Origin of the sequence: Streptomyces sp. NPDC059002 (genome assembly GCF_042740435.1) — a bacterium.
Classification (GTDB): Bacteria; Actinomycetota; Actinomycetes; order Streptomycetales; family Streptomycetaceae; genus Streptomyces.
Map to the genome: position 1 here is coordinate 78,547 of NZ_JBHYJI010000017.1, position 20,409 is coordinate 98,955.

A 20,409-nucleotide genomic window follows, 5' to 3' on the forward strand; every position below is an offset into this window, starting at 1 on the left:
ACTCTGCTCGAACGTGCTCGGTCGTATCTCAAGCTCTGCTCAAGTTCGCGGCCACTATAGGAGAGTTGATGACCATAGTGGGAATGTTCCATTCCGGATCGTGACATAACGGGTGAGGCGGGGTGGCCGCACCGGGCCCCCGCGGATGCATCCTGGACGGCATGAGCGATCTCGACGGTGGCCGCGGCAGCGAACGCGACGACGATCCCGGCGGCCTTGGACGAGCCCTCCGCGCCGCGGTGCGCGGCGAGGTGGACCTCTCCGTCACCGCACGGGCCCTGCACACCATGGACGCCTCCAACTACCGCCGCGTGCCCGCCGCGGTGCTCGCCCCGCGCGACGCCGACGACGTGGCCGCGGCACTCGCCGTCTGCCGGGAACGGTCCGTTCCCGTCGTGGCGCGCGGCGCGGGCACCTCGATCGCCGGACAGGCGACGGGAGTCGGCGTCGTCCTCGACTTCACCCGGCACATGAACCGCCTCGTCTCCCTGGACCCCGCGACCCGCACGGCCGTGGTCCAGCCGGGACTCGTCCTCGACGACCTGCGCGCCGCGGCCGCCCCGCACGGCCTGACCTTCGGCCCCGACCCCTCCACACACAGCCGCTGCACCCTCGGCGGCATGATCGGCAACAACTCCTGCGGCTCCCACTCGGTGGCCTGGGGCACCACGGCGGACAACGTCCACCGCCTCTCGGTCGTCAGCGGCAGGGGCGGGACCCACCGCATCGGCCAGGGCTGGGACGGCGCCCCCGAGGCCCTGCGCCCCCTGGTCGACGGCGACTTGGCGCTCCTGCGCACCGGCTTCCCCGAGCTGCCGCGCCGCATCTCCGGATACGCCCTGGACGCACTGCTCCCCGAACGCGGCGTCGACCACGCCCGCGCGTTCTGCGGCTCCGAGGGCACGCTCGGCATCCTCACCGAAGCGGTCGTACGCCTCGTCGAAGCACCCCGCGCGCGGGCACTGGCCGTCCTCGGATACACCGACGAGAGCGCGGCGGCCGAAGCGGCGGCCGGGCTTCTGCCGCACGGCCCCCTCACGGTCGAGGGCATGGCGGCCGACCTCGTCCGCGGCGCCAACGGCCTGCCCAAGGGCGGCGCCTGGCTCTTCGTGGAGACCGGCGGCGCGAGCCCCGCGGAGGCCCGCGCGCAGGCCGACGCGATCGTGCGGGCGGCCGACGCCCTTGACGCCGTGGTCGTCGAGGACCCGGCGGGACAGCGGGCGCTGTGGCGCGTGCGCGAGGACGCCAGCGGCACCGCGACCCGTATGCCGGACGGCAGCGAGGCCTGGCCCGGCTGGGAGGACTGCGCGGTGCCACCGGCCCGACTCGGCGCGTATCTGCGGGACTTCAGGTCCCTGCTCACCGAACACGGCCTGCGCGGCACCCCCTACGGACACTTCGGCGACGGCTGCATCCATGTCCGCATCGACTTCGACCTGCTCGGCACGGAGGGCATCGCCCGCTTCCGCCGCTTCTCCGAAGAACTCGCCGACGTGGTCGTCGCCCACGGCGGCTCGCTCTCCGGAGAGCACGGCGACGGACAGGCCCGCGCGGAACTGCTCCCGAAGATGTACGGCCCCGAACTCATCGCCCTCTTCGGGCGCGTGAAGGACATCTGGGACCCGGCAGGACTGCTCAACCCCGGCATGCTCGTGCGCCCCGCCCCGCTCGACACCAACCTGCGCTTCGCCCCGCTGCCGCGCGAACCCGTCGACGTGGCCTTCGGCTACCCGCAGGACGGCGGCGACTTCACGGCGGCGGTCAGGCGGTGCGTGGGCGTCGCCAAGTGCCGTACGTCGACGGCGACTTCACCCACAGGGGTGATGTGCCCGTCCTTCCGCGTGACCGGCGAGGAGGAGCACTCCACGCGCGGCCGCGCCCGCCTCCTGCACGAGATGCTCGCGGGCGAGGTCGTCACCGACGGCTGGCGCTCCACCGAGGTCAAGGACGCCCTCGACCTCTGCCTGTCCTGCAAGGGCTGCCGCTCGGACTGCCCGGTGGGCGTCGACATGGCCACGTACAAGGCGGAGTTCCTGCATCACCACTACGAGGGACGGCGCAGGCCCGCGGCCCACTACACGATGGGGTGGCTGCCGCGCTGGCTGCGCGCCGTCGCGGCGACGCGCACGGCCCCGCTCGTCAACGCCCTTGCCGGGATCGGCCCGTTGGCGGCGCTCGGCAAACGGCTCGGCGGGATCGCGCCCGAGCGGTCGGTCCCGCAGGTGGCGCCGCGCACGTTCCGGCAGTGGTGGCGGCGCACGGGGAACACGAGGAAGCAGCCCCCGGCCGCCCCGCACGTCGTGCTCTGGCCCGACACGTTCACCGACCACCTCGCGCCGTCGGTGGGCCGGGCCGCGGTGCGGGTCCTCGCGGACGCCGGGCTCACCGTCGCGCTGCCGCCGGACGGCGTCTGCTGCGGCCTGACGTACGTCTCGACGGGCCAGCTCGACCGCGCCCGCACCGTCCTGCGCACCACCCTGGACCGGATGGGCCCGCTCCTGGACGCGGGGACGCCGGTCGTCGTCCTGGAGCCGAGCTGCGCCGCGGCGCTCAAGGCCGACCTCGCCGAACTCCTCGGCGACGACCCGCGCGCCCACCGCCTCGCCGCCGCGGTCCGCACCTTCGCACAGGCCCTGGAGGAACTGGCCCCCGACTGGCGGCCGCCCCGCGTCGACCGCCCCGCGGTCGGCCAGACCCACTGCCACCAGCACGCGGTCCTCGGCGACGCGGCCGAACGGCGCCTTCGCGCAAAGGCTGGACTGACCGGCGAGTTGAGCGGCGGCTGCTGCGGGCTCGCCGGGAACTTCGGTTTCGAGCAGGGGCATTACGAGGTGTCGGCGGCCTGCGCGGAGGAGCAACTGCTGCCCGCGGTGCGCGCCGCCGGTGCCGCCGTGGTGCTCGCCGACGGCTTCTCCTGCCGGACCCAGTTGGGGCAGTTGGCGGGGGTGCGGGGGAGGCATCTGGCGGAGGTCCTCGCGGAGGGGATCCCTGGGCCGAAGAGGTGAAGCCCCAACACCTCTGCCGGGCTGGGGCGTTGCCTCTGACGTCAGCGTGATGCGAGTGCCGCAGCGGCACTCCGGGGCGTGACCGTCGCGCCCCGTGGAGCACGTTGCCGGAAGGAAACACGAACCATGAAGATGGCCAAGACTGCCGCGGGGATCGCCGGAGTCGCGCTGGTGCTGGGTGCGGCGTCGACGGCCGTCGCCGCCCCCGCGGGCGACGACAACCAGCTCGTGGACTCGAACACCGTGTCCAAGAACGAGGTCAAGAACCCGCTGAAGGACATCAACGCCCAGGTTCTGATCGCCGGCCTCACCAAGGTCGCGGACAAGCTGAAGACGCAGAACGACCTCGCCAGCAAGACCAACGCCCTCCAGGGCGCGCAGGTCGGCCGCTAACCACCGGGCCCGGGCCCTCGGCGCTCCTCTCCCCCCCTCGGGGCGCCGAAGGCCCGTCCGCCGGTCGATTCGGGACCAAAGTCCCTGGCGGAAGGGACCTTTGCGGGTGAGGTCCGCTGTCCGGTTGAGGCAGGATCAGGATGGTTCATGATCATCTGTCGAGGCGTCAGCTGTCCTGCGCCCGTGAGAAGTCTGGTTGTGCCCGTGCCGGAAGAGCCGAAGGAACCCGAGCAGCGGAAGGGCCCCGAAGGGCCCGATGAACCGGCAGGCGCGGGGGACGGCGCCGGTGCCCGCGCCCTGGTCGTACGCAATCGCCACGACTCCATACCGATGGATCTGCTCTTCCGCGGGGACACCGCCGAACTCGCGAAGCCGCCGAAGAAGACGCTCCCGGCGGCGCATCCGGTGAAGACACCCGGAGCGGCGAAGACCCCGAACCAGCAGCAGACCCCGCACCAGAACCAGCAGCAGACCCCGCACCAGAACCAGCAGAAGCCCCCGAACCAGCAGCAGACCGGGAACCAGCAGAAGGCGCCGGGCTCCTCGCCCCGCCCCGACCGTGATCTCGTCGAACGGCGCGGCCCCGCCTGCTCCGGCTGGTGGGCCCTGCTCGTGGCGCTCCTGTCCCTCGCCGGAGCGGCCGCCCTGATCTGGTCGGGCGGACTCCTCCCCGCACGGCTCACGGAATTCCTCTCGCTGCCCGACCCGCCCCACGACGGGCTCGTCGCCTGGCAGTGGGCGGCGGTCGGCGGCTGCGGGGTCGTCACCCTCTTCACGCTCGGCGGGCTCACCAGGGGCCGGGTCGGCAGCGCCTGGACCCTGTCGCTGTTCGGCCGCTACCGGGGGAGCGTGCGGCGCACGGGACTCGTCTGGATCAGCCCCCTGATGCTGCGGCGCCGCGTGGACGTACGGCTGCGGCACTGGCGCAGCGAACCGATGACGGCCGTCGACGCGCAGGGCGTCGAACTGCGGGTGGTCGTCCTCGTGGTGTGGCAGGTCAAGGACGCGGCGCGGGCGCTGTTCACGGTCGACGACCACACCGCGTATCTGCGGGAGCAGGTGGAGGCGGTGACCGCGCGGGTGGCGTCCAGGCTGCCCGCCGACTCGTTCCGGGAGCCCGCCGACGACGTGCCGACGCTGCGGGACGCGGAGGCCGTCGGCGACGCGCTGAGCGCCACGCTGGCTGCGGAGTGCAGGGCGGTCGGCATCGAGGTGTTCTCGGCGCGGCCCACGCGCGTGGAGTACGCCCCCGAGGTGGCCGCCGCGATGCAGCGCAGGCAGATCGCCGCCATCGACGCCAAGCACCGGGACACCGTGCTGACCTCGGTGCTCGACGCGGTGGACGACACCGTACGGCGGCTCACCGAGCGGGGGCTCGTCACACTCGACGACTACGAACGGAAGGCCCTGGTCAAGGACTTGACCGTGGCCTTCTACACGGCGCGCGGGAACGCCGTCGACACCCACTGAGCGGACGCAGGGGGGCGCCGCAGAACCCGACGTACCGAGGAGAGGCCGAAGTGCAGACACCCCGATTCACCGAGGAGATACCCGCCGACTGCGCGTGCGGACACTGCGCCGCGGCCCCGTCCGCCGCCCGCGAGAGCGGGCACCGCTGCGGTGTGCGCGGCGCCCTGGTCGCCGCCGTGGGAGCGGCGGTCCTCGTGGGCGGCGCGTCGGGCACCGCGTCCGCCGAACCCGCGCCGAGCCACGCGGGCTGGGACGGTGCCAAGTACTGGTACAAGGACGCGACCGGCTGGTGGCGGTGGACGTCCCACTACGACAAGTACCTGGCGCGGTCGGGGAAGACGGGCGCGCACAAGACGCCGAAGAGCACGTCCTCGCGCCGCTCCTCCGCCTCCGCCGAGCCGACCTTCCGGGGCCGTCAGGGCTGGGACGCCACCGACCGCGTGTACTGGTACAACAAGGCCGGGCACTGGTACTGGACCAGCCACCGGGACAAGTACGAGCGCTACACCGGCCGTTCGGGAGGCCACACCGCGAAGCCCGCACCCCACCGCGGGGGATCCGGGCACGCGGGCGGCGGCCAGGGCTCGGGCACGCCGAGCCGGCACGGCACGGAGGCCGCCATCTCGTTCGCCATGTCGCACCTCGGCGACCGCTACGTGTGGGGCGGCAACGGCCCGCACGGCTGGGACTGTTCGGGCCTGGTGATGGCGGCCTACCGGCAGGCGGGCATCAGCCTGCCGCGGGTCGCCGACGCCCAGTACCGCGCCACCCGCCCGATCTCGCGCGACCAGCTGCGCCGCGGCGACCTGGTGTTCTGGAGCAGCAACGGCAGCTCGTCCGGCATCCACCACGTGGCGATCTACCTGGGCGGCGGCCAGTACCTGGAGGCCCCGCGGCCCGGCAAGAACGTCCGGGTCTCGTCGTTCAGCTGGTACAACCCGAACATGTACGGCCGGGTCCGCTAGCCCCGGCCCGTGACCTCGCCCGCGAGGGCGCACAGGGCGTGCAGGGACGGGTGGCTCGGGGGCCCGTCGCGGCGGGCGAGGAAGACCGGGATCCGCGGGGCGTCGGGCAGCGGGACATAGCCGACGCCGGGGTGCGGATGCAGGTCGGCCGTCGCGGTGGAGGTGACACCGACCGCGCCGGACGCGGCGATCGCGGCCAGCCAGTCGTCCGTGTTGGCGACGGTGATCATCGCGCCCGGGCGGGCGTCGGCGGGCCACAGGTCGGGGGTGGTCGTGCCCGACACCGTGTTGAGGGCGACGGTGTGCTCCGCGAGATCCGCGAGAGCGAGCCGCGCACGGGACGCCAGCGGACTGTCGACGGGAACGGCGGCCACCCGCCCTTCCGTATAAAGAAGTTCCGTGACCAGCCCCGGGGTGTCGACGGTCCCCCGGAGCAGCGCGGCATCGACGGCGCCGCGGGCGAGCCCCGCCGTACGGTCGTCGATGCGCAGGAGTTCCAGGGGTACGTCGGGGTGCGTGGCGCGCCAGCGGCGCAGGAGCGGCGTCGTATACGGCCCCGCGGCCGACCAGGCGTGCCCGAGCCGCAGCGGACGGCGCACCGAACGCCCCGTGTCCAGCGCGTCCTCGAACGCGGCGACCGCGACGGCGGCCTTGTCCCGGAAGGCGCTGCCCTCCGCGGTGAGCGTGAGGTGATGGGTGGACCGGTCCACGAGACGCGAACCGAGTGCCTCCTCCAGCGCGGCGAGCGTGCGGGACACGGCGGGCTGGGTGATGCGGAGGCGGGCGGCGGCGCGGGTGATGTTGCCTTCGTCGGCGATGGCGAGAAAGCAGCGCAGATGACGCAGTTCGAGGGAGCGGAGCCCTGAACGACCGGGGCTGCTCACGAGCCGCTCCCGCCGCCCACTGCCACGCACTGCCCGCACACCACACTGCTCACGCCCGTCCAACCCGCCCGACCTGTCATGCCTGCGGAGCATAACGGGAGCGCAATCGGCATTTCACGCGCCGCGCGGAGAGCCGTACCTTCGCCATATGGACAGACCTTGCGTACAGCAGCAAAAGGGCTCCACAATCCTGTCGTAGTCCACTAGCTTGGACGGTGAAGTCCAGAGGATTGCACTGATGGCGGGCCGGGTGATCCGGCGGACGGAAGGCTCAGAAGTGAACGTGTCGCGTACCGACCAGGGGGCGGCGACCGGCAGGCGGGGCGCCCTCGGGCCCGTCGGGCTCGTGCTCGCGGGCGGCATCTCCGTGCAGTTCGGCGGGGCGATCGCCGTGAGCGTCATGCCGAAGGCCGGCGCGCTCGGCATCGTGGCCCTGCGGCTCACCTTCGCGGCGCTCGTCCTGCTCATCGTCTGCCGCCCCCGGCTGCGCGGCCACTCGCGCGCCGACTGGGGCACGGTCGTCGCGTTCGGCATCGCCATGGCCGCCATGAACGGGCTCTTCTACCAGTCCGTCGCCCGCATCCCCATGGGCCCCGCCGTCACGCTGGAAGTCCTCGGCCCGCTCGCGCTCTCCGTCCTCGCCTCGCGCCGCGCGGTCAACCTGATCTGGGCCGGGCTCGCACTCGGCGGTGTGTTCCTGCTCGGCGGCGGGGGCGGATTCAGCGGCCTCGACCCGGTCGGTGTCGCGTACGCGCTCGGTGCCGGTGCGATGTGGGCGACGTACATCGTCTTCAGCGCGCGTACGGGGCGGCGGTTCCCGCAGGCCGACGGGCTCGCGCTCGCCATGGCCGTGGCGGCCGTCCTCTTCCTGCCGCTCGGCCTCGTGGAGTCCGGGTCGAAACTGGTCAAGCCGGAGGTCCTCGCGCTCGGCGCGGCGGTCGCCGTGCTGTCGTCCGTGCTGCCCTACACGCTCGAACTCCTCGCGCTGCGGCGGCTTCCCGCGTCCACGTTCGCCATCATGATGAGCCTCGAACCGGCGATCGCCGCGATCGCGGGCTTCCTCATCCTGGGACAGGCCCTCGCCCTCACGGAGGCGCTGGCGATCTCGCTCGTCATCGCGGCGAGCATGGGGGCGGTGCGGTCGCAGGTGGGCGGCCGCGTCCGCAAGCCCGCACCCACGGTGCCGCCCGCGCAGGCTGCGCCCCTGGACCCGACCCCGACCCCGACCCCGGAACGCGTCCCGGGCCCCACGCACTAGCGGCACCGTGGGCTGCGCCCGGCCTGCTCCGTCCTTACGCCTCCGTGAGCGACCCCCGGCACCGTGGGCTGTGCCCACCCGTGCCGCCCAGCGGCACGATTGCCCACAGTGGGACGAACCCGCAGCCGCAAACGCTCGCGAGGGGACGTGGGGGTATGTGCGCACGGAGCACCTTGACCCACGCTGGCGGCAAGCACTGACCGGGGCGTCAACCCCGGGATAGCGAGTACGCACATACCCCCGCGGCCCCGCCCCACAGCCGAACCCAAGGCGAAGACCCCGGCCGAAACTCATGCAAGCATGCTTGCTTGTTTATGGGAGGCGCTGGCATGCTCCAGGCACACCACCGTGCCCCGATAGGAGCGCCCCGTGTCCGAAGTTCTGCCTGTGTTCGTCGACCTGCGCCGGGAGAGTGAGGAACTCGACCGGATCGTAGGGGAGTTGCCGCACGACCGGTGGGGCCTGAGGACGCCCGCCCCGGGCTGGAGCATCGCGCACCAGGTGGCCCACCTCGCCTGGACCGACAGAGCCGCCCTCCTGGCCGCCACCGACCCCGCCGCCTTCGCGACCGAGGCGGCGAAGGCCGCCACCGCCCCCGATTCGTTCGTGGACGACGGAGCGGAGGAAGGCGCGACCCTGCACCCCGCCACGCTGCTGGCCCGCTGGCGCGCAGGCCGCGACGAGCTGTGGCGGATCCTGAGCGAGGCCCCGGCGGGCACCCGACTGCCCTGGTACGGACCGCCGATGGCCGCGCCCTCGATGGCGACCGCCCGCCTCATGGAGACCTGGGCGCACGGCCAGGACATCGCGGACGCGCTCGGCGTGACGAGGAAGCCGACGGAGAGACTGCGGCACGTGGCGCGCATCGGCGTACGGGCGCGCGACTTCGCCTTCGCCGTAAGGGGGTTGACCGCGCCGACGGAGGAGTTCCGCGTGGAGCTGACCTCGCCGGTGACGGACGAGGTGTGGACGTACGGCCCCGAGGACGCGCCCCAGCGGGTCAGCGGCCCCGCGCTGGACTTCTGCCTCCTGGTGACGCGCCGCGCACACCGCGCCGACCTCGCCGTACGGGCGGAGGGCCCGGACGCGGACCGCTGGCTGGACATCGCGCAGGCGTTCGCGGGCCCACCGGGACCAGGCCGCAGCCCGCGCGAGGAGCCCACCCGATGACGCCGCCCCCGACCTCACCCCCGCCCCCACTCCGGATAGGCAACGCCTCCGGCTTCTACGGCGACCGCTTCGACGCCATGCGCGAGATGCTCACCGGAGGCCCGCTCGACGTCCTCACCGGCGACTACCTGGCCGAGCTGACCATGCTGATCCTCGGCCGTGACCGCCTCAAGGACCCGGGGCGTGGCTACGCGAAGACGTTCCTGCGCCAGTTGGAGGAGTGCCTGGGGCTCGCGCGGGAGCGGGGCGTGCGGATCGTGGCGAACGCGGGCGGGCTGAACCCGGCCGGACTGGCGGACGCGGTAAGGGAGTTGGCGGACAGGCTGGGCATCGCGGCGCGGGTGGCGTACGTCGAGGGGGACGACCTCACGGCCCGCTTCCCCGGCGCACTGACCGCCAACGCCTACCTGGGCGGCGCCGGAATCGCGGAGTGCCTGCGTGCGGGCGCGGACGTCGTCGTCACGGGACGGGTGACCGACGCGGCGCTCGTCACCGGCCCCGCGGCGGCGCACTTCGGGTGGGGCCCCACGGAGTACGACAGGCTGGCGGGCGCCGTGGTCGCGGGCCACATCCTGGAGTGCGGAACGCAGGCCACCGGCGGCAACTACGCCTTCTTCGCGGAGCGGGCCGCCGCGGGCGACCTGCGCCGCCCGGGCTTCCCGCTGGCCGAGGTGCACGAGGACGGCTCGGCGGTGATCACCAAGCACGCGGGCACGGACGGTTTCGTGGACGTGGGGACGGTCACCGCGCAGCTCCTGTACGAGACGCAGGGGGCGAGGTACGCGGGCCCGGACGTGACCGCGCGCCTTGACACGGTGACGCTCGCGCAGGAGGGCCCGGACCGCGTACGGGTGTCAGGGGTGCGGGGCGAGGCGCCGCCGCCCACGCTGAAGGTGGGCCTGAACCGGCTCGGCGGCTTCCGCAACGAGGTGGCGTTCGTGCTCACGGGCCTCGACATCGAGGCCAAGGCGGCACTGGTCCGCACGCAGCTGGAGGACGCCTTCGAACGGGCGAAGTCCCGCCCTGCGGAGGTGCGTTGGGAGCTGGCCCGCACGGACCGCGAGGACGCGGCCACCGAGGAGACGGCGAGCGCGCTGCTGCGCCTGGTGGTGCGGGACGCGGACGTGGAGGCGGTGGGCAGGGCGCTGAGCGGCGCCGCGATCGAGCTGGCGCTCGGCAGCTTCCCCGGCTTCCACGTCATGGCCCCGCCGGGGAGGGGCGCGCCGTACGGGGTCTTCGAGGCGGCGTACGTGGCACGGGACGCCGTGGGACACGTGGCGGTCCTGCCGGACGGACAACGCAAAACGATCGCCGAAGGCCACACGGGTGCCCACGCACCCGAAGCCCCACCCCCACCGGACCAAGCCCCACCATCCCCCCTTCCCCCAGGCCCCACCCGCCCCGCCCCCCTAGGCCTGATCGCCGGAGCCCGCAGCGGCGACAAGGGCGGCGACGCGAACATCGGCGTATGGGTGCGGACGGACGAGGCGTGGCGGTGGCTGGCGCACGAGTTGACGGTGGAGCGGCTGTGTGAACTGCTCCCGGAGACCGCCGAGTTGACCGTCGTACGGCACGACCTGCCCAATCTGCGCGCCCTGAACTTCGTCGTGGAGGGGCTGCTCGGCGAGGGCGTCGCCGCGCAGGCCCGTTTCGATCCGCAGGCCAAGGGCCTGGGGGAGTGGCTGCGCGCCCGCCACCTGGACATACCGGAGGTACTCCTGTGACCGTCCTCGCCTCCGCGCTCGACCCCGCGAGCGCCGAGTACGCCGAGCACCGCGAGGCCATGCTGGCCAGGCTCGCCGAGCTCGACGCCGAGCAGGCCAAGGCCCTTGAGGGCGGCGGTGAGAAATACGTCCAACGGCACCACAAACGCGGGAAGTTGCTCGCGCGCGAACGCATCGAGCTGCTGCTCGACCCGGACACGCCGTTCCTGGAGCTGTCCCCGCTGGCGGCCTGGGGCAGCGACTATCCGGTCGGCGCGTCCATGGTCACGGGGATCGGCGTCGTCGAGGGCGTGGAGTGCCTGATCACTGCCAACGACCCGACGGTGCGCGGCGGGGCGAGCAACCCGTGGACGCTGAAGAAGGCGTTCCGGGCGCATGAGATCGGGCACGCGAACCGGCTGCCGTCGATCCACCTCGTGGAGTCCGGCGGCGCGGACCTGCCGTCCCAGAAGGAGATCTTCATCCCGGGCGGCGCCCTCTTCAAACATCTCACGCAGTCGTCGGCGGCCGGGATCCCCACCGTCGCCGTCGTCTTCGGCAACTCCACGGCGGGCGGCGCCTACGTCCCCGGCATGAGCGACCACGTGATCATGGTCAAGGAGCGGGCGAAGGTCTTCCTCGGGGGGCCTCCGCTGGTGAAGATGGCGACCGGCGAGGAGAGCGACGACGAGTCGCTCGGCGGCGCCGAGATGCACGCCCGCACCTCGGGCCTCGCCGACTATCTGGCCGAGGACGAGCACGACGCGCTGCGCCAGGCCCGCAGGGTCGTCTCGCGCCTCAACTGGCGCAAGGCGTACGCCGATCCGGACCCGGTCGCGGTCGTGCCGCCCAAGTACGAGGAGGACGAGCTCCTCGGCATCGTCCCCGGCGACCTGAAGAAGCCGTTCGACCCGCGCGAGGTCATCGCCCGGGTCGTCGACGGCTCCGACTTCGACGAGTTCAAGCCGCTGTACGGGCCGAGCCTCGTCACGGGCTGGGCGCGGCTGCACGGCTATCCGGTCGGCGTCCTCGCCAACGCGCAGGGCGTGCTCTTCAGTGAGGAGTCCCAAAAGGCGGCGCAGTTCATCCAGTTGGCGAACCAGCGGGACATCCCGCTGCTCTTCCTGCACAACACGACCGGTTACATGGTCGGCAAGGAGTACGAGCAGGGCGGCATCATCAAGCACGGCGCGATGATGATCAACGCCGTCTCCAACTCGAAGGTGCCGCACCTCTCCGTCCTCATGGGCGCGAGCTACGGCGCGGGCCACTACGGCATGTGCGGGCGCGCCTACGACCCCCGTTTCCTCTTCGCCTGGCCGAGCGCCAAGTCGGCGGTGATGGGGCCGCAGCAGCTCGCCGGGGTGCTGTCCATCGTCGCGAGGCAGTCCGCGGCCGCGAAGGGGCAGCCGTACGACGATGAGGCGGACGCCGCGCTGCGCGCCATGGTGGAGCAGCAGATCGAGTCGGAGTCGCTGCCGATGTTCCTGTCGGGGCGGCTCTACGACGACGGGGTCATCGACCCGCGCGACACCCGCACCGTTCTCGGATTGTGCCTGTCCGCGATCCACACGGCCCCCTACGAGGGCGCGCGCGGCGGCTTCGGCGTCTTCCGGATGTGAGGAACTCCCCATGATTACTTCCCTGTTGGTGGCCAATCGGGGCGAGATCGCCTGCCGTGTCTTCCGTACCTGCCGGGAGCTCGGCATCGCCACGGTCGCCGTGCACTCCGACGCCGACGCGGACGCCCTGCACGTACGGGAGGCGGACTGTGCCGTACGGCTTCCGGGGGCGTCGCCCGCCGAGACGTATCTGCGCGGCGAGCTGATCGTGAAGGCCGCGCAGGCGGCGGGCGCGGACGCCGTCCACCCCGGCTACGGCTTCCTCTCCGAGAACGCCGACTTCGCGCGCGCCGTCCTCGACGCGGGCCTGGTGTGGATCGGTCCGCCGCCCGAGGCGATCGAGGCGATGGCGTCCAAGACGCGCGCCAAGGAACTGATGGGCGTCGAGCCGCTCAAGGAGGTCACCGAGGCCGATCTGCCGGTCCTGGTGAAGGCGGCGGCGGGCGGCGGCGGGCGCGGTATGCGCGTCGTGCGGGAACTGGCCGCGCTGGACGGGGAGTTGGCGGCGGCGCGGGCCGAGGCGGCGAGCGCCTTCGGGGACGGCGAGGTGTTCGTCGAGCCGTTCGTCGAGGGCGGGCGCCACGTCGAGGTGCAGATCATGGCCGACGCACACGGCACGGTGTGGGCGCTCGGCACCCGCGACTGCACGCTCCAGCGCCGCCACCAGAAGGTCATCGAGGAGTCACCGGCGCCGGGGCTGTCCCCGGAGCTCGTCGGCGAGCTGCACGCGCAGTCCGTGCGCGCCGCCCGCGTCACGGACTACCGGGGCGCGGGCACGGTGGAGTTCCTCGTCGCCGATGGCCGGGCGCACTTCCTGGAGATGAACACCCGCCTCCAGGTCGAACACCCCGTCACCGAGGCCGTGTTCGGGGTCGACCTGGTGGCGCTGCAGATCCGCGTCGCGGAGGGCCACGCGCTGGAGGAGGAGCCGCCGCGTGCGCACGGGCACGCCGTCGAGGCCCGCCTCTACGCCGAGGACCCGGCGGCGGGCTGGGCCCCGCAGACCGGCACCCTGCACCGCATCGCCGTGCCCGGCGTGCGCCTCGACACCGGGTACGCGGCGGGCGACACCATCGGCGTGCACTACGACGCCATGCTCGCCAAGGCCGTCGCGCACGCCCTCACGCGCGCCGAGGCCCTGCGGGCGCTGTCCCGCGCCCTGGAGCGGGCCGAGGTGCACGGCCCCGTCACCAACCGCGACCTGCTCGTACGCTCCCTGCGGCACCCGGAGTTCACCGGCGCCCGGATGGACACCGGCTTCTACGACCGGCACCTCGCCGACCTCGCGGCCGCCGCACCCGACCCGCACGCCCCGCTGGCCGCGGCGCTCGCCGACGCGCACGGCCGCTCCCGGTTCGGCGGCTGGCGCAACCTCCGCTCACAGACCCGCGTCAAGCGCTACCGCACCGAGCCCGACGGCACCGAGCACGAGGTCCGCTACGACCACACCAGGGCCGGTCTCACCGCCGAAGGGGTGCGCGTCGTCACCGCGACCTCCGCCCGCGTCGTACTCGAAGTCGACGGCGTACGACGGGAGTTCACGATCACGCGGTACGGCGACGGCGACGGCGACCGCGTCTACGTCGGAACCCCCCGCGGCGTCACCGCCCTCACCGCGCTGCCCCTGCTCCCCGAACCCACCGCGCGCCGCGAGCCGGGCTCGCTGCTCGCCCCGATGCCCGGCACCGTCGTCCGCGTCGCCGAGGGACTCGCCGAAGGGGCGCGGGTCACCGCCGGGCAGCCCCTCATCTGGCTGGAGGCCATGAAGATGGAGCACCGCATCTGTGCCCCCGCCTCCGGAACGCTCACCGCCCTGCATGCCGCCCCCGGCCGTCAGGTCGAGGTCGGCGCGCTGCTCGCCGTCGTACAGGACTCCAACGGAGTCGTACAGGAGGAAGAGTCCGTATGAGCACCGCACGCAGCACAGCTCGCAGCACCGTCCTCGAAACCGAGGAGCACCAGGCCCTGCGCGCCGCCGTCGCCGCACTCGGCAAGCGCTACGGCCGCGACTACATGACCCGCGTCGTCCAGGGCGAAGGACACCCCGACGAACTGTGGGCGGACGCCGCCAAGCTCGGCTACCTCGGCGTGAACCTGCCCGAGGAGTACGGCGGCGGGGGCGGCGGCATCGCCGAACTCTCCATAGTCCTGGAGGAGTTGGGGGCCGCCGGCTGCCCCCTGCTCATGATGGTCGTCTCGCCCGCGATCTGCGGCACCGTCATCGCCCGCTTCGGCACCGAGGCGCAGAAGCGGGCGTGGCTGCCCGGGCTCGCCGACGGATCGCGCACGATGGCCTTCGGCATCACCGAGCCGGACGCGGGCTCCAACTCGCACCGCATCACCACCACGGCCCGCCGCGACCCCGACACCGGCGACTGGCTCCTGACCGGCCGCAAGGTCTTCATCTCCGGCGTCGACATCGCCGACGCCACCCTGATCGTCGGCCGTACCTCCGACGCCCGCACCGGCAACCTCAAGCCCTGCCTGTTCATCGTCCCGCGCGACGCCGAAGGCTTCCAGCGGCGGCAGATCGAGATGGAACTCCAGGCCCCGGAGAAGCAGTTCGAGCTCGTGCTCGACGACGTACGGCTGCCCGCCGACGCGCTCGTCGGCGACGAGGACGCGGGCCTGCTCCAGCTCTTCGCGGGGCTCAACCCCGAGCGCATCATGACGGCCGCCTTCTCCCTCGGCATGGCCCGCTACGCACTGCACCGCGCCACCGGGTACGCCAAGGAACGCAGCGTGTGGAAGTCCCCGATCGGCGCCCACCAGGCCATCGCGCACCCGCTCGCCCAGTCCCACATCGAGATCGAACTGGCCCGCCTGATGATGCAGAAGGCCGCCAGGCTCTACGACGACGGGGACGACACCGGCGCGGGCGAGGCCGCCAACATGGCCAAGCTCGCCGCCGCCGACGCCTGTGTGAAGGCCGTCGACCAGGCCGTGCACACCCTCGGCGGCAACGGCCTCACCAAGGAGTTCGGGCTCGCCTCGCTCATCGTGGCCGCGCGGGTGGCGCGGATCGCGCCGGTGAGCCGGGAAATGATCCTCAACTACGTGTCCCACCAGACCCTCGGCCTGCCCAAGTCGTACTGAGGAGCCCGCCCATGAGCCTGTCCGTCTCCTCGGCCCCGCGCGGCATCGTCACCGTCACCCTGGACCTGCCCGAGCGGCGCAACGCGCTCTCGGCCGGCCTGGTGGGGGCGCTGACCGAGGCGCTCGACGACCTCGGCGGCGACGCCGACTGCCGCGCCGTCCTCCTCACCCACACCGGCGGCACGTTCTGCGCGGGCGCCGACCTGAAGGACCCGCCGGACCCCGCGGAATTCGTGGCGCTGCTCCGGCGGATCGTCGCGCTGCCCAAACCGGTGATCGCCCGGGTGGACGGGCACGTACGGGCGGGCGGGCTCGGACTGCTCGGCGCCTGCGACCTGGCCGTCGCGGGCCCCGCGTCCTCCTTCGCGTTCACGGAGGTGCACATCGGCGTCGCGCCCGCCGTGATCTCCATGCCCCTGCTGCCCCGCCTCGACCCGAGCGCCGCGGCCCGCTACCACCTCACCGGGGAGCGCTTCGACGGCGCGGAAGCCGCGCGGATCGGCCTCGTCACGGCGTACGCCACCGACGTGGACGGCACGCTCCAGGCCATGCTCGACGGGGTGCGCAAGGCCGCTCCCGGCGCCCTGGCCGAGACGAAGAAGCTGCTCACGGTTAAGGTGCTCGACGCATTCGACCACCAATCGGACGCCCTCATCGCCCTGTCCGCACGGCTCTTCGGCTCCGCCGAGGCGGCGGAGGGCATGGCGGCGTTCTTCGAACGACGGGAGTGCCGATGGGCGCTTTGACCGCCGCCGACCGCGCGCCCAAGCAGGACCGCAGCCGTGCCACCCGCCAGAAGCTCCTTGAGGCCGCCGTGTCCTGCCTCGCCGAGCACGGCTGGGCGGGCTCCACGGTCTCCGTGGTCGCCGAGCGCGCGGGGGTCTCGCGGGGCGCGGCACAGCACCACTTCCCGACCCGCGAGGACCTCTTCACGGCCGCCGTCGAATACGTCGCCGAACAGCGCTCCACGGCCCTGCGCGCCCTGCCCGCCCAGGACCGTGCCTCCGTCGTCGCCGCCCTCGTCGACCTCTACACGGGCCCCCTCTTCCGCGCGGCCCTGCACCTCTGGGTCGCCGCGTCCAACGAGCCCCAACTCGGCTCCCGCGTCACGGAACTCGAATCCCGCGTCGGCCGCGAGACCCACCGCATCGCGGTGGAACTCCTCGACGCCGACGAGTCCCGCCCCGGCGTCCGGGAGACGATCCAGGGCCTCCTGGACATGGCCCGCGGCCTCGGCCTCGCGAACCTGCTCACGGATGACGGGGCGCGACGGGAACGGGTGGTGGCGCAGTGGACGGTGCTGGTGGGCTCGGCGCTCGGCTGACGGCGCGTCGTCCTCAATCGCCGGGGAAATCCAGCCCCTCCGGCGATTGAGGAGCGGGGTCCGGGGCAGAGCCCGAGGCATCGGCCCACGGAGGCGTCAGCGGGAGATCTCGTCGTACCCCTCGATGGCCTGGGGAGCCCGCGCCGCAGGACCCACATACCGAGCCGAGGGGCGGACCAGCCGCCCCGTCCGCTTCTGCTCGAGAATGTGCGCCGACCACCCCGCGGTCCGCGCGCACGTGAACATCGACGTGAACATGTGCGCCGGCACCTCCGCGAAGTCGAGGACGATCGCCGCCCAGAACTCCACGTTGGTGGCGAGGACGCGGTCGGGACGGCGGGCGTGCAGCTCGTCGAGGGCCGCCTTCTCCAGCGCCTCGGCGACCTCGAAGCGGGGCGCGCCCAGCTCGCGGGCGGTACGCCGGAGCACGCGCGCACGCGGGTCCTCCGCCCGGTACACCCGGTGCCCGAAGCCCATGAGCCGCTCGCCCTTGTCGAGGGCCTGCTTGACGTAGGCGACGGCGTCCCCCGTGCGCTCGATCTCCTCGATCATGCCGAGGACGCGGGAGGGGGCGCCGCCGTGCAGCGGTCCCGACATGGCGCCCACGGCCCCGCTCAGCGAGGCCGCCACGTCGGCGCCGGTGGACGCGATGACGCGGGCGGTGAACGTGGAGGCGTTCATGCCGTGTTCGGCGGCCGAGGTCCAGTAGGCGTCGACGGCCCGGACGTGCTTGGGGTCGGGCTCTCCGCGCCAGCGCTTCATGAAGCGCTCGACGACGGTGTCGGCCTTGTCGATCTCCCGCTGCGGGACCATCGGCAGGCCCTGTCCGCGGGCCGACTGGGCGACGTAGGACAGCGCCATGACGGCGGCGCGCGCCAGGTCGTCGCGGGCCTGCTGCTCGCTGATGTCGAGGAGCGGGCGCAGCCCCCACACGGGCGCGAGCATCGCGAGCGCGGACTGGACGTCGACGCGGATGTCTCCGGAGTGCACCGGGATCGGGAAGGGCTCGGCGGGCGGCAGGCCGGGGTTGAAGGCTCCGTCGACGAGCAGGCCCCACACGTTCCCGAAGGAGACGTGGCCGACCAGATCCTCGATGTCGACGCCCCGGTAACGGAGGGCGCCGCCCTCCTTGTCCGGTTCGGCGATCTCCGTCTCGAACGCGATGACTCCTTCAAGTCCGGGTACGAAGTCGGACATCAGGCGGCTCCTCGTGATGTGTTCGACAAGATGGCTGCGAGAGATGGGTTGCGATCAGCTCGTGACCATGTGTCAGAAATGGGCAATCTCGGTCCGGTTACGCGGTCGTATGCGTCGACTTCGCCGACTCGCGGTCCGGAACGGTCACCCCGGTCATGCCCCGTGAGGCTGGTGGTCACCCAACCGATTCGGCAGCAGGACGATATCCCTTGGTGCCACCGTTGGCGATGGAATGCGGCACTCAGTGCCACACGTCACCTCTCCATGGCCCAGTGCGCCCCCTCGGGCGCCCCTTCGTATACGGCAAGATGACCGCGTGACCGACTCCAGTGCCCCCGTTCCCGAACCGGCCCACATGCGCGAGCAGTACGGCACCGAAGGGTTCGCCGAGGCCGCGCTGCCCGCCGACCCCCTGGAGCAGTTCGCGCTCTGGTTCAAGGAGGCGGTGCGCGACACGGACGCCATCCACGAGCCGAACGCCATGGTCGTCTCCACGGCCGACGCCGAGGGCCGGCCCAGCTCCCGCACGGTGCTCCTGAAGGGCTTCGACGAGCGCGGCTTCGTCTTCTTCACCAACTACGAGTCCCGCAAGGCCCGCGAGCTCACCGCCAACCCGCACGTCTCCCTGCTCTTCCCCTGGCACCCCATGGCCCGCCAGGTCATCGTCTCCGGCACGGCGGCCCGCGTCGGCCGCGAGGAGACCGTCGCCTACTTCCGCACCCGCCCGCACGGCTCCCAACTCGGCGCCTGGGCCAGCGCCCAGTCCTCCGTGCTCGCCTCACGGGCCGAACTCGACCGCGCGTACGCCGACTTGGCGGCCCGCTACCCCGAGGGCGAACAGGTCCCCGTCCCGCCGAACTGGGGCGGCTTCCGGGTCACCCCGACCGCGGTGGAGTTCTGGCAGGGCCGCGCGGACCGCCTGCACGACCGTTTGAGGTATGTGCGGGCGGGTGGCGGGAGCGGCTGGAGGGTCGTGCGCCTCAGCCCGTGAATATCCAGCCCGTCCGGCGTTTGAGGACGAGCCGGGCCGCAGGCCGCGACTCACCACGGTGCCGACCGGCGATTCACCCCGTCAGGACCCCGTCCAGAAACGGCTCGATGGCCGCGCGCCAAGCGTCCGGCTGGTCGTAGTGCACGAGATGCCCCGCATCGGCCACCTCCGCGTACTCCCCACGGGGCAGCACCCGCACCATCTCCTGGGACTCCGCACGGCCCAGCTCGCCGTCCAGGCCGCGGACGACGAGGGCGGGACAGCGGACCTGGATCAGCTCCTCCCAGTGCGCGTCGTGCACCCACGTCTCGCGGGACTTGAGCATCTGGGCGCGGTCGAAGACGGGCCGCCAGCCGTCCGGGCCCTCGGTCATCACCTCGGCGAAGAACTCGCCGCGGGCGGGGTTGGGGCGCTCCACCCAGGGGTCGTCCTCGCCGAACCACTTGCGTACGTCGGCGAGCGTGGCGAAGGGGACGGGCCAGGACTTGAACCAGTCCTCCCATTCGCGCTGCGACGCGGCGCCGAGCGCGGAGGCCCGCATGTCGCAGATGATCAGGCCCCGGACGAGATCGGGGCGGCGCGCGGCGAGCTGCCAGGCGGTGAGGGCGCCCATGGAGTGGCCGATGAGCACGGCGGGCGCGAGGCCGAGCTGGACGAGGGCGGCCTCGGCGTCGTCCACGTAGGCGTCGCGGCTGTAGGGGCCCTCGGGGGGTTTCTCGCTCCGGCCGTGGCCGCGCTGGTCGAGTGCGACCGCGCGATGCCGTTCGGAGAGCCAGCGGGCGGTGCCCGCCCAGTGGGATGCGCGGCCCATGAGGCCGTGCAGTAACAGCACTCCGCCGGGTGATCCCTCGGCCTCCCTGAGCTTGGGAGGATCGGCGAACTCCCAGGCGGCGAGGTGTACGCCACCCGCGCCCGTCACGTCGATGCGCCGCACCATGTCTTCTGGCACCCCCCTTGATTCCGCTCGGGATCCACACCTGGTCCTGCTCCGCACCCCCGCACGCTATCGAACCCCCTTTCGAAAGCGCCCGGCTCGGCGACAACACCCCTCGTTCGGGTGACCGGCCTCAAGGATTGACCGGCGCTGCCGAGGGGAGATCTTCATCGGGAGGCGGGCCGCTCGGGGAAATCGGTCCGAGGGGAATGACCCTGGGAGCTCGGGGCTCCGGGTCAGCACAGGGGAGGACAGGCCCCGGCGCTCAAGGGCGCCGGGGCCCTCTGCTGGTCCGCGGGCGGCACGCGCACGCGCACCAGGCGGACGTTCGCGCTCACCAGACGGGCGCATCCTCCCGCCCCCTCTCCGGCCGTGCGGCCAGACCCGGTGCCGACAC

General features: G+C 72.9%; 16 protein-coding genes. 13 read left to right on the top strand and 3 right to left on the bottom strand.

Going from position 1 to position 20,409, the window contains the following annotated elements; genetic code table 11:
- The first annotated feature begins 161 nt into the window (after positions 1-161).
- The 4 genes from ACFWZ2_RS17900 to ACFWZ2_RS17915 all read left to right on the top strand — a co-directional run bounded on the left by ACFWZ2_RS17900 (position 162) and on the right by ACFWZ2_RS17915 (position 5,833).
- Positions 162-3,005, top strand: a complete 2,844-nt coding sequence (locus ACFWZ2_RS17900) for an FAD-binding and (Fe-S)-binding domain-containing protein (protein ID WP_384546628.1) — start codon at positions 162-164, stop codon at positions 3,003-3,005.
- A 126-nt stretch (positions 3,006-3,131) separates the two neighbouring features.
- The gene (locus tag ACFWZ2_RS17905) at positions 3,132-3,398 is read left to right on the top strand and encodes a hypothetical protein (protein ID WP_384546630.1); all 267 of its coding nucleotides are present in this window, start codon (positions 3,132-3,134) and stop codon (positions 3,396-3,398) included.
- A gap of 183 nt (positions 3,399-3,581) precedes the next feature.
- On the top strand, positions 3,582-4,868 hold the full coding sequence (locus ACFWZ2_RS17910; RefSeq protein ID WP_384546632.1) for an SPFH domain-containing protein: 1,287 nt from the start codon (positions 3,582-3,584) through the stop codon (positions 4,866-4,868).
- Between the two features lie 50 nt (positions 4,869-4,918).
- Entirely contained in the window at positions 4,919-5,833 is a 915-nt protein-coding gene (locus ACFWZ2_RS17915; protein ID WP_384546634.1) for a C40 family peptidase, read from the top strand.
- Here the strand turns inward: ACFWZ2_RS17915 and ACFWZ2_RS17920 are convergent.
- Positions 5,830-6,717 carry a LysR family transcriptional regulator gene (locus ACFWZ2_RS17920; RefSeq protein ID WP_384546636.1) on the bottom strand — a complete coding sequence of 296 codons (888 nt, stop codon included), beginning with the start codon at positions 6,715-6,717 and terminating at the stop codon, positions 5,830-5,832. The genes ACFWZ2_RS17915 and ACFWZ2_RS17920 overlap by 4 nt on opposite strands.
- A gap of 238 nt (positions 6,718-6,955) precedes the next feature.
- Between ACFWZ2_RS17920 and ACFWZ2_RS17925 the strand changes: the two genes are divergently transcribed.
- The 8 genes from ACFWZ2_RS17925 to ACFWZ2_RS17960 all read left to right on the top strand — a co-directional run bounded on the left by ACFWZ2_RS17925 (position 6,956) and on the right by ACFWZ2_RS17960 (position 16,890).
- Entirely contained in the window at positions 6,956-7,975 is a 1,020-nt protein-coding gene (locus ACFWZ2_RS17925) for a DMT family transporter (protein ID WP_384546638.1), read from the top strand.
- A 369-nt stretch (positions 7,976-8,344) separates the two neighbouring features.
- Complete coding sequence (locus tag ACFWZ2_RS17930) at positions 8,345-9,145, top strand: TIGR03084 family metal-binding protein (RefSeq protein WP_384546640.1); 801 nt, start codon at positions 8,345-8,347, stop codon at positions 9,143-9,145.
- Positions 9,142-10,869 carry an acyclic terpene utilization AtuA family protein gene (locus ACFWZ2_RS17935; protein ID WP_384546642.1) on the top strand — a complete coding sequence of 576 codons (1,728 nt, stop codon included), beginning with the start codon at positions 9,142-9,144 and terminating at the stop codon, positions 10,867-10,869. The genes ACFWZ2_RS17930 and ACFWZ2_RS17935 overlap by 4 nt, the downstream gene beginning before the upstream one ends.
- A complete protein-coding gene (locus ACFWZ2_RS17940) occupies positions 10,866-12,470 on the top strand; it encodes an acyl-CoA carboxylase subunit beta (RefSeq protein ID WP_384546644.1) in 1,605 nt (534 codons plus the stop codon). The genes ACFWZ2_RS17935 and ACFWZ2_RS17940 overlap by 4 nt, the downstream gene beginning before the upstream one ends.
- Positions 12,471-12,480: 10 nt before the next feature.
- A complete protein-coding gene (locus ACFWZ2_RS17945; RefSeq protein WP_384546646.1) occupies positions 12,481-14,379 on the top strand; it encodes an acetyl/propionyl/methylcrotonyl-CoA carboxylase subunit alpha in 1,899 nt (632 codons plus the stop codon).
- Complete coding sequence (locus ACFWZ2_RS17950; RefSeq protein WP_384546648.1) at positions 14,376-15,566, top strand: acyl-CoA dehydrogenase family protein; 1,191 nt, start codon at positions 14,376-14,378, stop codon at positions 15,564-15,566. The genes ACFWZ2_RS17945 and ACFWZ2_RS17950 overlap by 4 nt, the downstream gene beginning before the upstream one ends.
- Positions 15,567-15,577: 11 nt before the next feature.
- Positions 15,578-16,312 carry an enoyl-CoA hydratase family protein gene (locus tag ACFWZ2_RS17955; RefSeq protein WP_384546650.1) on the top strand — a complete coding sequence of 245 codons (735 nt, stop codon included), beginning with the start codon at positions 15,578-15,580 and terminating at the stop codon, positions 16,310-16,312.
- On the top strand, positions 16,300-16,890 hold the full coding sequence (locus ACFWZ2_RS17960; RefSeq protein ID WP_384546652.1) for a TetR/AcrR family transcriptional regulator: 591 nt from the start codon (positions 16,300-16,302) through the stop codon (positions 16,888-16,890). The genes ACFWZ2_RS17955 and ACFWZ2_RS17960 overlap by 13 nt, the downstream gene beginning before the upstream one ends.
- A 96-nt stretch (positions 16,891-16,986) precedes the next feature.
- Here ACFWZ2_RS17960 and ACFWZ2_RS17965 read toward each other — a convergent pair whose 3' ends face one another.
- A complete protein-coding gene (locus tag ACFWZ2_RS17965; RefSeq protein WP_384546654.1) occupies positions 16,987-18,087 on the bottom strand; it encodes a citrate synthase 2 in 1,101 nt (366 codons plus the stop codon).
- A gap of 355 nt (positions 18,088-18,442) precedes the next feature.
- On the opposite strand from ACFWZ2_RS17965, the gene pdxH reads away from it, so the two are divergent.
- Positions 18,443-19,078 (top strand): pyridoxamine 5'-phosphate oxidase, encoded by a 636-nt coding sequence (pdxH, locus tag ACFWZ2_RS17970; protein WP_384546765.1) that lies wholly within the window; start codon positions 18,443-18,445, stop codon positions 19,076-19,078.
- 73 nt (positions 19,079-19,151) lie between these two features.
- Here pdxH and ACFWZ2_RS17975 read toward each other — a convergent pair whose 3' ends face one another.
- Positions 19,152-20,015: an alpha/beta fold hydrolase gene (locus ACFWZ2_RS17975; protein WP_384546656.1), complete on the bottom strand. Its 864-nt coding sequence runs from the start codon at positions 20,013-20,015 to the stop codon at positions 19,152-19,154.
- Positions 20,016-20,409: the final 394 nt, after the last annotated feature.

Bases quoted from the DNA above. Each gene is read 5' to 3' on its own strand.
- ACFWZ2_RS17900 (WP_384546628.1), top strand. From the start codon at position 162: ATGAGCGATCTCGACGGTGGCCGCGGCAGCGAACGCGACGACGATCCC.
- ACFWZ2_RS17905 (WP_384546630.1), top strand. From the start codon at position 3,132: ATGAAGATGGCCAAGACTGCCGCGGGGATCGCCGGAGTCGCGCTGGTG.
- ACFWZ2_RS17925 (WP_384546638.1), top strand. From the start codon at position 6,956: ATGGCGGGCCGGGTGATCCGGCGGACGGAAGGCTCAGAAGTGAACGTG.
- ACFWZ2_RS17935 (WP_384546642.1), top strand. From the start codon at position 9,142: ATGACGCCGCCCCCGACCTCACCCCCGCCCCCACTCCGGATAGGCAAC.
- ACFWZ2_RS17945 (WP_384546646.1), top strand. From the start codon at position 12,481: ATGATTACTTCCCTGTTGGTGGCCAATCGGGGCGAGATCGCCTGCCGT.
- ACFWZ2_RS17950 (WP_384546648.1), top strand. From the start codon at position 14,376: ATGAGCACCGCACGCAGCACAGCTCGCAGCACCGTCCTCGAAACCGAG.
- ACFWZ2_RS17955 (WP_384546650.1), top strand. From the start codon at position 15,578: ATGAGCCTGTCCGTCTCCTCGGCCCCGCGCGGCATCGTCACCGTCACC.
- ACFWZ2_RS17960 (WP_384546652.1), top strand. From the start codon at position 16,300: ATGGGCGCTTTGACCGCCGCCGACCGCGCGCCCAAGCAGGACCGCAGC.
- ACFWZ2_RS17965 (WP_384546654.1), bottom strand. From the start codon at position 18,087: ATGTCCGACTTCGTACCCGGACTTGAAGGAGTCATCGCGTTCGAGACG.
- pdxH (WP_384546765.1), top strand. From the start codon at position 18,443: ATGCGCGAGCAGTACGGCACCGAAGGGTTCGCCGAGGCCGCGCTGCCC.
- ACFWZ2_RS17975 (WP_384546656.1), bottom strand. From the start codon at position 20,015: ATGGTGCGGCGCATCGACGTGACGGGCGCGGGTGGCGTACACCTCGCC.